The 14,270-nt window shown below is 60.5% G+C and carries 9 protein-coding genes; 5 read left to right on the top strand and 4 right to left on the bottom strand.

The window, feature by feature from the left end; all coding sequences use genetic code 11:
- Window positions 1-2 precede the first annotated feature (2 nt).
- On the bottom strand, window positions 3-1,001 hold the full coding sequence (locus HY29_RS08595) for a mechanosensitive ion channel family protein (protein ID WP_051601336.1): 999 nt from the start codon (window positions 999-1,001) through the stop codon (window positions 3-5).
- Between the two features lie 321 nt (window positions 1,002-1,322).
- On the opposite strand from HY29_RS08595, the gene HY29_RS08590 reads away from it, so the two are divergent.
- Together HY29_RS08590 and HY29_RS18420 are read left to right on the top strand one after the other, a co-directional pair.
- Complete coding sequence (locus HY29_RS08590; RefSeq protein WP_034795689.1) at window positions 1,323-2,948, top strand: peptide ABC transporter substrate-binding protein; 1,626 nt, start codon at window positions 1,323-1,325, stop codon at window positions 2,946-2,948.
- A 30-nt stretch (window positions 2,949-2,978) separates the two neighbouring features.
- Window positions 2,979-4,106, top strand: coding sequence for a DUF3667 domain-containing protein (locus HY29_RS18420; protein ID WP_051601335.1), 1,128 nt, complete (start codon window positions 2,979-2,981; stop codon window positions 4,104-4,106).
- Between the two features lie 367 nt (window positions 4,107-4,473).
- Here HY29_RS18420 and HY29_RS08580 read toward each other — a convergent pair whose 3' ends face one another.
- The 3 genes from HY29_RS08580 to HY29_RS08570 all read right to left on the bottom strand — a co-directional run bounded on the left by HY29_RS08580 (window position 4,474) and on the right by HY29_RS08570 (window position 9,389).
- A complete protein-coding gene (locus HY29_RS08580) occupies window positions 4,474-7,434 on the bottom strand; it encodes a TonB-dependent receptor plug domain-containing protein (RefSeq protein ID WP_155838266.1) in 2,961 nt (986 codons plus the stop codon).
- A gap of 255 nt (window positions 7,435-7,689) precedes the next feature.
- The gene (locus HY29_RS08575) at window positions 7,690-8,580 is read right to left on the bottom strand and encodes a class I SAM-dependent methyltransferase (protein ID WP_034795685.1); all 891 of its coding nucleotides are present in this window, start codon (window positions 8,578-8,580) and stop codon (window positions 7,690-7,692) included.
- A complete protein-coding gene (locus HY29_RS08570; RefSeq protein WP_051601346.1) occupies window positions 8,577-9,389 on the bottom strand; it encodes a TrmH family RNA methyltransferase in 813 nt (270 codons plus the stop codon). Before HY29_RS08570 ends, HY29_RS08575 begins: the two co-directional genes overlap by 4 nt.
- Window positions 9,390-9,501: 112 nt before the next feature.
- On the opposite strand from HY29_RS08570, the gene HY29_RS08565 reads away from it, so the two are divergent.
- From HY29_RS08565 to HY29_RS08555, 3 genes are all read left to right on the top strand, one after another.
- Window positions 9,502-10,956, top strand: a complete 1,455-nt coding sequence (locus HY29_RS08565) for an OmpA family protein (RefSeq protein WP_034795679.1) — start codon at window positions 9,502-9,504, stop codon at window positions 10,954-10,956.
- Window positions 10,953-13,181 carry a hypothetical protein gene (locus tag HY29_RS19355; RefSeq protein WP_051601334.1) on the top strand — a complete coding sequence of 743 codons (2,229 nt, stop codon included), beginning with the start codon at window positions 10,953-10,955 and terminating at the stop codon, window positions 13,179-13,181. Before HY29_RS08565 ends, HY29_RS19355 begins: the two co-directional genes overlap by 4 nt.
- Before the next feature lie 162 nt (window positions 13,182-13,343).
- Complete coding sequence (locus HY29_RS08555) at window positions 13,344-14,195, top strand: M48 family metallopeptidase (protein ID WP_051601333.1); 852 nt, start codon at window positions 13,344-13,346, stop codon at window positions 14,193-14,195.
- Window positions 14,196-14,270 lie beyond the last annotated feature (75 nt).

The raw sequence follows: 14,270 nt of genomic DNA, 5'->3' as shown, positions 1-14,270 counted from the left end.
GGTCAGCTTTCCGGCCCGCCACGCTGTGACGCGCTGGCGGCCATGTCTCTCATGTCTTCCGGGTTCATCCCTTTGATGTCGGTATCTGCGCGCAGGCGGGGCAGGGCCTCCGGATGCTCGGCCTGCAGCCACTCGATCATCTTCTCACGGATGAAGCAGCGCAGGTCCCATGCCTTGGGCGATGTGCTGGCAGAGGCGAGGGCGCGGATGGTGATATACGTGCCCTGGGATTCGGTGACCTGAAGGTTCACGACATTCCGGTCCCACAAATCTGACTCCTTGCAGATATCTTCCAGCTTTTCCCGCATTTTCTGGACCGGCGCCTTGTAATCCACCGTCCAGAAAATGCTGCCGAGAATGGAGGCATTCTTGCGTGTCCAGTTCTGGAAGGGCTGCTGGATGAAATAGGACAGCGGTACGACCAGACGGCGCCAGTCCCAGATGCGGATGACGACATAGAACAGGCTGATCTCCTCGATCCAGCCCCATTCGCCTTCCACGACGACCGCATCATCAATCCGGATCGGCTGGGTGAAGGCAATCTGAAGCCCGGCAATGACATTGGACAGCACAGGCCGCGCGGCCAGGCCGATCGCGATGCCGGCAATCCCGGCCGAGGCGAACAGGCTGACCCCGATCTGCTTCACGCCGGGAATGACGGTCAGCGCGGCGGCCAGCGTGACGACCCCCGCCGTGACGATCCAGATCCGCCGCACGACATCCAGCCGCGTCGCGGACTTGCGCGCTTCAAGATTGTCTTCCGCGTCGAGATGCAGGTTGGCCAGACGGCGCTTGACCAGCGCATCCACAATGGTGGCGATCAGCCAGCCAATGGCGATAACGAACAGGACATTGGCGGCAATCTTTGCCAGGCCGACCAGATCAAAATCGCCAAGATATTCTTCCGGCACATAAGGCGTGCCGACCAGCAGGGCGATCCCTGCCAGCGCAAACAGCGTCGGCGGCCGAAACCGCTTCAGCCACCGCGGACGCCGCTTCAACTTGTCTATCCGTTCTGAAATGCTGAATCCCTTTCTCTGGCGGCGTTTTCCCGTCAAAGGCTAGGTCGCTGAAGCTCTGTTTCAAGCCGGGAGAGAGCTGTTGCGGGGCCGGATCAGGGCTCTGCCTATCCTCTGGGCGCAAGGGGCCTCTGCCGTTCGCCCTTCTGGCAGGCAAAAACAGCATATTCGGGATATCATAGGCGGCAGGCTACTTTGCAAAACGGTAAGGTTCTGGCAGCAAGGATGGTAAAGAGCAAAGATATGCTATGGCTGGCCCCGAACAGGGGGCGGCCGTCCTCATTTTTCAGGAGAGTTTGCAATATGCTGAAATCCCTCATGAGCACCGGTCTTGCGGCTGCATTGGCGCTGTCCCTGGCAGCCTGCGGCGGTGGTGGCGGAGACGCGTCCAAGGATGTGCCAACCCTGCGCCGTGGCATTTCGGCCAAGGTCGACACGCTGGACCCCAACAAATCGTCGGCTCAGTGGGAGAACATCATCATCGGTGACATGTTCATCGGTCTCACGACGGATGGCCCGGATGGCCGCCCGCAAATGGGCATGGCCGAAAGCTATGAGGTCAGCGATGATGGCCTGGTGTGGACGTTCAAGCTGGGCGATTATCAATGGTCTGACGGCCACCCGGTGACGGCGCAAGACTTTGTCTATGGCTTCAACCGCATTCAGAAGCCGGAAACGGCCTCTCAATATGCGTCTCTGCTCTGGCTTATCAAGAATGCCGAAAAAGTCAGCAATCAGGAACTGCCGCCGGAAGAGCTGGGCGTGAAGGCGCTGGACGACAAGACGCTTGAAATCACGCTGGAATATCCGGCGCCTTACTTGCTGGGTCTGCTGAGCCACTACACGACGTTCCCGATCCCCAGCTGGGCGGTGGAGCAATATGGCGATGCCTGGATCCAGCCCGAAAACATCGTGGTGAACGGACCGTACAAGCTGGTTTACTGGCGGACGGGTGACCAATTGGTCGCCGATAAGAACCCGACCGGCTTTGGCGCGCCAGAGGCCTGCTTTGACCGGGTGGTCTATCTCGAACTGGAAGACCTGGTTGCCGTGGAAAACAAGATCGCGGCCGGAGAGATGGACATCAATAACGGCTTTGACGGTACCCGCTATCAGGAGCTGGACGAAAAGCTGCCGGGCTGGTTGCGCACCACGCCGGCGCTGATTTCCACCTATTGGACGTTCAACACGAAAGTGGCCCCGTTTGACGATACGCGCGTGCGCAAGGCGCTCTCCATGGCGCTGGACCGGGAATTCATGGTCAAGAACGTGCTGACCACCGGCTATCTGCCAGCCTATTCCTTCGTGCCGCCGGGCATCAACAATTATGATGTCGACCGTCCGGAAGTGGAGTGGAAAGACATGCCCCGCGAGCAGCGCCTCGAAGAGGCCCGCAGCCTGCTGGAAGAGGCCGGCTTTGGCCCGGACAATCCGCTTGAGTTCGAATTCATTCACCGGTCCACGGACGACAACCCGAAAGTGGCCCCGGTCGCCCAGGCCAATTGGAGCGACATTGCCCCCTGGGTGAAGCCGACCATCGTGAAGCAGGACACCAAAGTGCTGTATTCCCGTTTGCGCACCGGAGACTTCGCCTTCTCCGATGCCGCCTGGGTTGCCGATTATGATGATCCAATCAACTTCCTCTACCTGCTCGACAGCGAAACCGGACAGCAGAATTACGGCGATTATTCCAACCCGGAATATGACGCCCTGCTGGACAAGTCGAACCAGGAGCTGGACCTGAAGGCCCGTGCCGAGACCTTCGCAGAAGCCGAAGAGCTGTTGCTGAATGACTATCCGATCACGCCGATGTGGTTCCAGGTCACCAAGAATCTGGTCGATCCGACGCTGACCGGCTGGGAAGAGAACGCGAAGGACAATCACCGCTCGCGCTTCCTGTGCCGTGATGGCATGAAGTCTGCCGACTAGGCCTTCCTGTGAGTAGGGGGAAGCTAACCCATGGAACATGAGATGGAGGTTGCAGGTCTCGGCTCTGCCGGGGGCCTGTCACACGGAGAGCACCATCCGGTGCGCTCCGGCCAGCCCTGCGCCAATTGCGGGGCCATCGTGGAAGACCGCTACTGCTCCACCTGCGGTCAGCTTGCCTCAAACTTCCATCGCCCGGTCTGGCATCTGGTGATGACCAGCCTAGCGGACACGTTTGCGCTGGACGGCCGGCTCAACCGGTCTTTGCCTATGCTCCTGTTCAGGCCGGGCCGGATGACGCGGAACTATCTGGAGGGAAAGCGGGCGCGCTATGTGCCGCCATTCCGCCTGTTCCTGCTGAGTTCCGTCCTGTTCTTCCTGACGCTCTTCACGCTGGGAGACCAGCTTGGCTGGTACGATAATTTGCGTGTCGGCGGTGATATTGGCGAAGAAATTGCCGGCACGGTGACCTACGATGTTCCGGTCGATGAGGAGACCCCCGTCGTCGATGAAGACTATGTCCAGCAATTGCGGGAGGAACTCGTTGCCGAGGACACCACCGACGCGCGCCGGGAAGAGGTTGCGAAGGAACTTGCGAACGTCCAGGGCGGCATCAATCTGAACAAGATCCTCACGCCCTCCGGCGAGGTGGACCGCGAGGCCCTGCGTGAGGCGGTGGAGGAGCGCGTCGGCCCCGATGCCACGCCAGCGCAGCGCGAGCAGATGTGGCGCACGGCAGACCATGCTGCCACCGTCTATGAGAATCAGGACAAGTTCGGCGCGCGGATTCGCGAATGGGCCCCGCGCTTCAGCCTGTTCTTCATGCCGATTTTGGCCCTGTTGCTGGCATTGCTGTATGCTTGGCATCGCAAGCGCTACATCTATGATCATGTGATCACGGCCCTGCACATCCAGACATTCATCTATTTCATGCTGACTGGCCTGTTGCTGCTGGGCGCGCTGTTGCCGCATCAGGTCCCATGGCTTATCGCCTTCGGCCTGACGGCGCCGGTGATTTATATCTACAAGCAGTTGCGGGTGACCTATGACACGGGGCGTTTCATGTCTCTGATGCGTACCTGGACCCTGCTGTTCATCAGCACAATCATTCTCTCCACTTTGAGCATCTGCCTCGTCGTACTCAGTTTCTACCTGGTCTGACCGGTCCGAGGTATTGGGCCCGCAGGTGAAAGGGCAGAGGGGGCTCGCGTCCTTCGGCGAGGCGCGCTTGCGCAGCGACCTGAGCACGCTCCCCATCGGATCAGGCCCGTAAAGTCAGCCCCTTCATCTTCCCTATGACAGCCCTTTTGGCCTGTGGTGTATCTGCCAATGCGCAGGCCCGGGCTCTCTTCTGCATGTCCCCAATCCTGAGTGCGCCGCATGAGAGGCGCAGTCATGAAAGCCGCGAGCACAAATGGCGTAAGCTTGCATCACTCTGAGTTGTGAGGCGGGCAATAAGAAAACGGGCCCTGCCATGTGGCAGGGCCCGTTCTGTTTCTTGGTTGATCTGATCGCTCAGATCATCAGCTTACCAGGTCTTGCGCAGACCGATGGTGTAGCGGCGACCGATCGGGTCGAACACGCCACCAGCGGTGGAGAGACCGGTATCGCTGTCCGGCAGGCCGGACGGCAGGTAGACGAACTCGTCGAAGAGGTTGTCGATGCTACCGTACAGTTCAACACCCCAGTCTTCGATGCTGTAAGCAGCATTGATGGAGTGCTCCAGGTACCATTCCGGCTCCAGGTTGTAGCAGCGGCTGCCCGGATACAGGGAAGCATAGTACTCAGCCAGAGCGGTGTCACAGTCAGCATACGTGCCGTAGTCCACTTCGGACGTGGCGTATGTCTGCCAACCCAGAGACAGCGGACCTTTGTCCCAACCCAGGTTCACGTTGAACTTGTGTTCCGGGTAGCCGACAGAGCCCATGAAGCTGCTCGGAGCAGAATCTGCAGAGCTCTGATACTCGTACTCGTTCGTGTAGCCGTACAGGATACGGGCACTGAACGAACCGTAGTCAGCCGCGGTGTTACCGAATGTCGGCACATCGCCACGGTAGGAGACTTGAACGTCGATACCGTCTGTTTTGAACGTCGCAGCGTTGATCGGAACAGCAAAGCCATAAAGGATTTTGCTGGTGTTCGGATCACGGACGATGTTCGCACAGATCGGGTCGCCGGCCACGTTGCCACCTTCGATACACAGACGAGCAGCGCGCGTCGTGCTGAGGCTGGTGATCGCATCATCGATTTCGAAGTTCACATAGTCAACAGACGCTGTGAGGCCTTCCATCCAATGCGGCGTGTAGACGAAGCCAACCGTGTAGGAGTCAGACGTTTCAGATTCCAGGTTCTCGGAACCGGAGTAGAATACGTACTGAGCCTGCGTTTCCAGCTGGTCGTACACGAACGGCTCGTCAGCGGCAAAGGCAGCCTGAACACCCGGCAGGGAAGCACATGCTGCAGCATAGTCGCCAGCCGTGGAAGCTTCGATACCGGCGCACGGGTCGACGGTGGATTCGAAGCTCTGGGAGTTACCAGAGTACAGGTCGCTGATGTCCGGTGCACGAGTTGCGCGAGCGCCAACAGCGCGGAAGCGCAGTTGTTCGTCGAACATGGAAGACGTGAGACCGTACTTCCAGGACTCGTTGGTGCCAACAGAAGAGTAGTTGGCAACGCGGTATGCACCTTCAAAGTCGACAGAGTCGATGACGCCTGCGTCTTTGATCAGCGGAACCAGAATCTCGCCGAACAGTTCGTACACATCGTAAGAACCGATGGTCGGGTCGATGCGGTTACCAGCGTTCAGACCTGCGGAGGTCAGAGCGTCAACCTGGTCAACCGTGCTCAGCTCACGATACTCCGTACCGAAAGCCAGGCCAATCGGGCCAGCCGGCAGTTCGAAGGCGTTACCCGTGATGGATGCCTGAACAACAGTCTGCTCGGTTTCAGCAGAACGAAGGCCCGGAGCAGCAATGTAAGCTGCTGCTTCTGGGGTGATCGTACCTTTACCGAACAGGTTGACCGGCACACAGCCAAAGGCACGAGCCGTCGGGTCGGAACAAACAATGTTGCCATCTCCGTCAACTTCAGCATCCAGCGCGTAGCGCAGGTTGGAGACGTTGATCTGGCCTGTACCAATACGGACGGAAGAAGACCGGCCGTGGTTGATGTAGGTGTTGTACGTCCAGCCCGTATCACCGAGGTCACCGTCCAGACCGATGGTCAGGTCAAGCGTTTCGCGGTCATAACGGCCCGTACGTGCAGCGACATCAGACATACGGCGAACGAAAGGCAGGCTTTCGTAACCGTTGGCGATAGCCGCGTCGCGGATCTCGGCCGGGATGAACGGGTTGGTCAGCGGCATGCCGCCATTTACTGCACCTGCAGCGATCAGGCCCGTCGGGTCATACACGTCCTCAGAGGAGAGCGGGTAGGGCTCGATGTCCGTGTCGGAAGACACGTGAGCGTAAAGCAGCGTGGTGGAAAGGTTCACATACGGGTTGAGTTCGTAGTCAGCCTTCAGCGCAGCAGAATAACGCTCTTGCGGGATGAGAATACGGCGGTTCGGGTTACGGTTATAACCGTAAGCGCCCGGAACGTCGTCGAAGGTCACAACTTCGCCAAGCTCGTTGTCATAAACGAGGTTGGAGTAGGTGCCGCCAGCACCAACGTCGAAACGGCCGAACTCGGAATAGGTGGAGTAAGCCGGGTTCAGGATGAAGCCGTAAGGCGCACCATAGTAGAACTCGTCATCCGGGTAGTCCGTATCTTTAGCAAAGATACCACCGCGAACGTCATAGGTGACGTTTGCAATGAAGCTACCTTTGTCAGCAATCGGACCACCGGTCGTCAGAGACACGCGGCCTTGCTCACCACCTTTGTCGAAAGTCGAACCACCGCGAACGTTGAGTTCAACGCCTTCGAAGTCGTCTTTCAGGATGATGTTGACAACACCTGCAACAGCTTCCGAACCGTAAACGGAGGAAGCGCCGCCCGTGACAACTTCAATATTCTGAATGAAGTCCGGCGGGATCATCGAGAAGTCGACGATCGATGTGCCTGGCGCACCCGGAACGACACGACGGCCGTCCATCAGGACCAGCGTACGGCTGTCACCAAGGTTACGAAGGTCGATGGATTCCAGACCACCTGAGAACACCGAGAAGTTCGTCGTTGACGCCGTCAGACCGGGAACACCGGCAGATGGCAGGTCGCGGATAAGTTCAGCGATGTTGTAAGCACCAGAAGACTGGATGTCTTCCAGGCCAAGGCTGGTCACCGGGATAGAAGAAGTAAGGTTGCTGTCACGAACGATACGTGAACCCGTCACGTAGATCTTTTCCTGAACCGCTGCTTCTTCTTCTGTTTCATCCGCTGGAACCGAAATCGGATCAGCATCTTCCTGTGCCATTGCTGGCGCAGCATGCATTCCCCCGATGAGGCCCACAAACATGGATGTAAGGAGTAGTTTTGATTTGTACGTCTTCACCTGTTGCCTCCAGATAAAACTGACGCCCCCGCCAGTCTACAAATAGGCCAGTCACCCATCCCACATTCTGGAACCGGTAACTGACAAGGTGAGGCCACGCTGCGTTTTGGATTACAAACTGTCAATCAAGCGTAATCTGTTATCAGGCCAAATAACTCACAATTGTGACTAATTGTGACATTCAAGCATCATGTTTTGCTATCTGAAGACATTCCCGCAAGATTTTTACACGCTGGCCTGTAAAGCAGGGTCAGTTCAGCCGGAATGCCACCGGGCGTAGATTGCCGTGGGGAGGAGGCGGCCTGTGCCTTGCTGGGGCAGGGCCATTTCGCCGGTTTCCATGGTTCCGCCGAGCGGGGAGAGCCGGTCTGCCAGGGCCTGCGACAAAGCAAGGTAGGACAGGCGCACCGCATAGGCCGTCAGGATGACGAAGAGCGGCCGGTCGCTGAGCAGGGTCTTCACCGTGTCGAGCAGCTCGGGAAGGTTTTCCTCAAAGCGCCAGGTCTCGTTCTTGGGCCCGCGGCCAAATTTGGGCGGGTCCAGGATGATGGCGTCATACGTATTGCCGCGGCGGATCTCTCGGGCGGTGAACTTCATCGCGTCATCGGCGATCCAGCGGATCGTGCGATCATTCAGGCCGCTCATCGCCTGATTGTCCTTGCCATAGCCATTTGATTTCGGACTGGCGTCCAGATGCACCACCTCCGCGCCCGCGGCTGCGCAGGCGAGCGACATCATGCCGGTATAGCCGAACAGGTTCAGCGCCTTGATCGGCCGGCCGGCCGCGCGGATCTTCTCCTGCGCAAAGCGCCAATGCACCGAATGCTCCTGAAACACGCCCATATGGCGGAAGGCGGTTCGGCGGGCCTCAAAGGTCAGGCCGTTCCATTGCATCGGCCAGCTGTCCAGCGCCTTGGGCGAGAGGACGTCCCAATTGCCGGCGCCGTCATCCTCGCTGGATTTGGTGGAGAAGCGCGCATCGGCGCGCCAGCTATCCGTCGCCCGGGCCGGTTCCCAGAAGGCTTGCGGGTCAGGCCGGATGACGGTCTGGCTGCCAAAGCGTTCCAGCTTTTGCAGATGGCCGCTATCGAGCAGGGCATAGTCTTCCCAGTCATCGGCGATGAGGAGGCGTGTGTCCGTCTTCATTTGAAATCCCGTTGTCGCCAGGCTTCATAGGTCATGATGGCGGTGGCCTGGGCCAGGTTGAGGCTGTCGGCGCCGCCGCGCATCGGAATGAGGCAGAGCTGGTCACAGGCCGCTTCGGCCTCTGGCGTCAGGCCGGATTGCTCATTGCCCATTATAATGACGGAGCCCTGCTTGAAATCGGTATGGTCGTGGCGCGCGGTGCCATTGACGCTGGCCGCACTCATGGAGAGGCCAAGGCCCTGGCGCCAGGCATTGAAGGCCTCGAACGAGGCCGCCGCGAAGGGCATGTCAAAGATCGATCCCATGGACGCGCGCACGGATTCAAAGCTGTAGGGATCGCAGCAGGTTTCAACCAGAATGACGCCGGAAATGCCGGCGCAGTCAGCGGTGCGCAGAATGGTGCCCAGATTGCCGGGGTCGCGCACTTCATACAGGGCGATGAACAGGCCTGCCTCGTCCTGTGGCATATCTGCCAGCGTCAGGTGCTTTTGTTCGAAGGCGGCGATCACGCTCTGGGCGTTATCCTTGTGCGTCACGCGGCTCATCAGCTTGTCGGCGGCGAGCACGACGCGGGCCCCGCGATCCTGCGCTTTCTGTATAAGATCCGACAGATGCGGCCGATCTGCCATGGACGCGGCGACGACCAGGCTGTCCAGCTTCCAGCCATTGGCCAGGCCTTGCCCGATCAGGCGTGCGCCCTCGGCCAGAAAGAGGCCGGTCTCATTTCGGCCCTTTTTTCTTTCCAGGGTTTTCAAAGACTTGATGAGCGGATTGGATGCGCTGCTTATGGTCTCGATTGGGCGTGTCATGCTGTATATGTGTGACATTATATGAGTGTGCGGGGGACTCTTGCAGCAAAATGCTGAATAGGGCATCCCTCAAACACAGGGGATTAGACATGGAGGAGGTCGCGGGGCCTCTATGAGACTGCTCGACTACCTTTTCGGACTGGTGGCGCTTATCGGGCTCGGATTGACGAGCTGGTGGGCCGTGTACCAGTCACCAAACACGCCTGTAAACCTTCAAGCGCGCTTGCAGCAGAATGCGAGTGCCGCGCTGGAGACGGGCGGCTTTGACTGGGCCAGCGTGGAGATGCGCGGACAGCACGCTGTGCTGCACGGACAGGCCCCGTCCGCCGATGCCGTGCAGGCGGCGGCGGAAACCGTACTGACCTCCAGCGGTTCGGGCGGCGTCATCTTTGGCGGCGTGACGATCATCGAGAGCGCGGTCGATGCGGCCCCGCCTGTGTCCCCCTATGTCTGGCGCGCGATCAAGACGCCGGAGGGCGGCTATGTGCTGACCGGTTATGTGCCCTCGCGGGGCACGCAGCAGAAACTGGTCGAGCAGGCGAACGCACAGGCGGCGGGCGCTCCGGTGGAAGACCGGATGCAGCTGGCGGCTGGCGCGCCCGGCGCGAACTGGCAGGGCATGGCCCGCATGGTGCTGGAAGATCTGGGACAGCTGGACACAGGCGAGGCGAGCCTGCGCGACACGCGCGTGCGTCTCAGCGGCCTGTCGATGGAAGGCCCCATCCGCGCGCGCCTGACGGCCGAGATCGCCAATGTCGTTGCGCCTTTCCATGGCGAGCCGCTGATCCGCGGCCCGGCCCTGTGGACTGCGCAGCTTCAGCCGGGGGTGCTGACCCTGTCCGGCAAGGTTTCAAGTGAGGCGGAACGCGAAGAGATCGCCAGCATTGCCCGCCAATACTATGGCGGCGAAGTACGCGACGAGATGGAGGTGGCCGGCGAGCCGCATGATGGCTGGATGGTCGGCGTGCGCGCAGGCTTGCCTCAGTTCAGCCGCTTCACCAGAGGCGAGATGGCGTTTGACCCCAAAGAGACGGGCTTCAGCGTTCAGGGCGATGCTGCGCCGTCGACGCTGCAATACCTGCAACAAGACCTTTCTGGCCTGGATGGCCCTTATCCCGTCAGACTCTTCACCGATAGCGTGGCTGTGCCCGTCGACGAGATCAGCGACATCAATTTCAGGGCGGACCCGGTGGCGGCCTGCCAGCAGGCCTTTGACGCCGTGATGGACGCCAATCCGCTGGCCTTCGTGCCGGGCAGCGCAGAGATCCCGCGCGAGAGCGGGCAGACGCTGGACAAGCTGACCACAGTGGCCGGGCTCTGCGCGCCGGGGCTGGTCATCGAAATCGGCGGGCAGGGGCCTGCGACAGGAGACCGCGACAGCGTTACAGGCTTGGGCATGGATCGGGCTGAAGCTGTGAAGGAATATATGGTTTCCACAGGATTTGACGCTGCAAGGCTGACTGTAATCGGGTATGGTCCAGACCAGCCAGTGCAGAGTAATGACACTGAGGAGGGTCAGGCGAAGAATCGCCCGATCAGTTTCAAGGTTCGAGAACGGAGCGAATGATGGCGTGGCTTTTGGCACATATCTGGGCAGCGCTGGCAGGCGTCGCCGTGTTCGGTCTGCTTCTGGGCTGGTCCATTCGCGGCATGCTGCTGGTGGGCAAGATGCGCCGCGCGACCGTTGAGCGCGACATCACGATGACCGAGCTGGAGCAGGCCAAGGACGAGATTGAACGCCTCTACGCCGCCCAGCGGGGCAAGCCGATTGGCGGCGGGGACATCAATATCCGCGAAGAGCTGGCCGAGCGCGAAGTGAAGATCAGCCGCCTGGCGAATGAGCTGGAACGCGCCAAGAAACAACTAGAAGACCTGAAAGACCGCCCGGAGCCGCCGAAAGCTGCAGCGTCATTTGCGCCGCGTTCCCTCAGCGAAGCGGTCGCGTCTGATCCGGCCCCGGCGCTGGTCTGGCGTAATCGCCATCTGGAAAGCCGCGTACGTCATCTGGAAAACCTGATTGAGCAGGGCGTTGCTGTGGCGGCCCCGGCCGCGCAAGAGACCGCCCCGCAAGCGGCCGTTGCCACCGGCGCAGAGGCTGACCCGACCGAAGTGGGCCTCGCCGCTGACGCTGCGCCGGAAACGGGCGCTGATACGGCCAAGGAAGAATGGCAAGTCGGCTTCCTGCGCCAGCGCGTCGAAGCGCTGGAAGACCAGTTGATCAAGGCTGAGAGCGAAGCGAAACTAGCGCTGGAGGCGACGGAAGCCGCGAAGGCCGAAGCGGCCGCCCAGCCTGCTGAAGCGCCGGCCCCGGCTGCCCCGGCGCATACGCCCCGCGAAGGCGAGGTTGAGGAAGAACTGGCCCGCCTGCGCTGGCGCAACCGCTTCCTGGAAGGCCGGCTCGCCTATTTCGAGGGCGATGCGCGGGAGGCTCTGGAAGAGCCCGCTGCTGCTGTTGCCGAGGAGGAGCCTGCTGACACCCTTCCGGCGGAGGCCATTCCGGAGGAGAGGCCGAATTTCGGCTTCCAGGCCGATGAGCCCGTCGCAGAAGAAGAACCGCCGGTCGCAATTGCCCCGGCCTTTGGCGCGCTGGAAGAGGTGACGCCTGCCGAGGACGAAATACACGCCGAAGACGAAGTTCAGGCCGAGGAAGATTTGCCCGCCGAAGAAGCTGAGGCCGAAGAGATCGAGCCGGAAGCGGCTGAGCCTGAAGTCGCTGACCTGGAAGAGGCGGATCTCGAAGACAACATGCCGGATGAGGCGGAGCCGGAAGAGGATGTCGGCGCGTCTGACGAAGAGCCTGTCACTGTCGCCGATGTCTTTGAAGAGACGGTCGGCGCAGACACCGAAGAAGAGGTCTCCGGCGAAGGCGAAACCGCTGTAGAGGACGAGACGTCCGACGCGGCAGAAGAGACCGACGACGAGACGGAAGACGAAGCGCCTCCGGTTGCCTCCAGCGAAGAGGCCAGCCGCGCCATTCTGGCTGCGCTCGAACTCGATGATGAGGACGAGACAGACGAGGACGCCGCTGAGGATGACGACACTGCGTCAGACGACGAACTGGTCGCCGATGCTGAGGGTGAAGAGACCGACGCCGAAGACGACCAGGATGATGAGGAGGCCTATGACGAGGACTCCGATGATGACGAAGATTATGACGAAGATTATGACGACTCCGAAGACGATGAAGATTTCGACGAGGATGACGAGTCCGACGAGGATGAGGACGAGTCTGACGACGACGACGAAGACGAGGATGATTACGAGGACGAGGACGAAGATTTCGACGAAGATGACGAAGACTTCGACGAAGATGAAGACGACGAGTCCGACTATGATGACGAAGACGCCGATGAGGAAGATGGCGACGATTCGCTAGACGACGAAGACGATGAGTCTGATGAGGAAGAGGGCGAAGACCTCTACGCCGAAGACCAGACTGATGAGGAAGGCGAGGCGCCAGACGAGGATGTCTATGCCGAGACCGAAGAGGAGTCCGACTCTGAAGAAGACGAGGGAGAGGATGACGGTCCGGTCGGCACCGCGCCCAACGCGCTCGACAAGCCGGTGGCCGGTCATGCCGACGACCTCACCGTGATTGGCGGCATCGGCCCGAAGATCCAGGAATTGCTGAACGGCATGGGCATCTGGCACTATGAGCAGATCGCCGCCTGGACGCCGGACAATATCGCCTGGGTGGACCGCGAGCTGAACTTCTCCGGCCGCATCGTGCGCGAAGGCTGGGTCGAGCAGGCCGCCATCCTGGCCGGGGACATGGCCGAGGAAGACGCCTGATCGCGGCGCTTCATCGGCTGGCTTGCGGGCCGGAGCGGCTGTGGCCGTTCAGGAAAAATTCATGCAGGAACAGGCACGTTCGGAACAGATCGAACGTTGGTGCGATTGCTTTTTGAAGGGGGCGCGTTACGTTCCCGCTTCGAGGCACAAGGGAGATTTGAGATGGCAGACCTGGTCGAATTCGATGGTGAGGCGCTCGTAGGCGCGCCCACGGTACGCTTGTCCCGACGGGCGCTGATTACGGGCATGGCTGCCGGAACGGTGTTTCCGTTCATCTCCAGCTGCACGACCAATCCGGCGACGGGCTCCAACCAGCTGATCCTGTTCGGCGATGCGGAAGTCGCCAGCATGGCCGCCTCCGCCTGGACCGACATGAAGGCGCAGACGCCGACTGTTTCCAACTCCCGCCTGAAGAACCGCGTGCTCAATGTGTGGAGCCGCACCTCCAATGGCGCCGTGAAGGCGGGCCATATTGATCCGAATGCCAATTGGGACGTCGCCGTGTTCGACACTGATGATGTCAACGCCTTCGTCATGCCGGGCAACCGGGTGGGCGTCTATCGCGGCATCACCGAACTGACCGAGAATGACGACCAGCTCTCCTCCGTACTGGGCCATGAGACCGGCCACGTTGTCGGCCGTCACGCAGCAGAGCGCCTGTCTGTCTCCACCGCCAGCCAGGTCGGCCTGATGGCCGGGCAGATCGCCATCGCGCAATCTGACCAGTTGAGCCGCTATGGCAACGAGATTGCCGCCCTTGGTGGCGCGGCCATGCAGTTTGGCGTCGTGCTGCCTTATAGCCGCCGTCATGAGCTGGAGGCGGATCGCCTGGGCGTCGATTACATGCACAATGCCGGCTATGACGTGACCCAGTCCGTGCGTTTGTGGGAGCTGATGGATGCCAATTCCAAGGGCCAGCGCCCGCCGGAATTCATGTCCACACACCCGGACCCGGCCCGCCGTGCGCAGCAGCTGCGCACCTATATCAACGCCAAGGGCTATGCTCTGATGTAACGGCACCCGCCGCAGCGAAGAGACAAGAGCCCGGCGCGCAGGATGCGGCCGGGCTTTTTCGTGTTGCCGGGGGCA

The sequence above is a fragment of the Hyphomonas beringensis genome (genome assembly GCF_000682755.1).
GTDB lineage: Bacteria > Pseudomonadota > Alphaproteobacteria > Caulobacterales > Hyphomonadaceae > Hyphomonas > Hyphomonas beringensis.
Note: the sequence above shows the minus strand (reverse complement) of the source record. Positions and strands in the feature narration are given on the sequence as shown.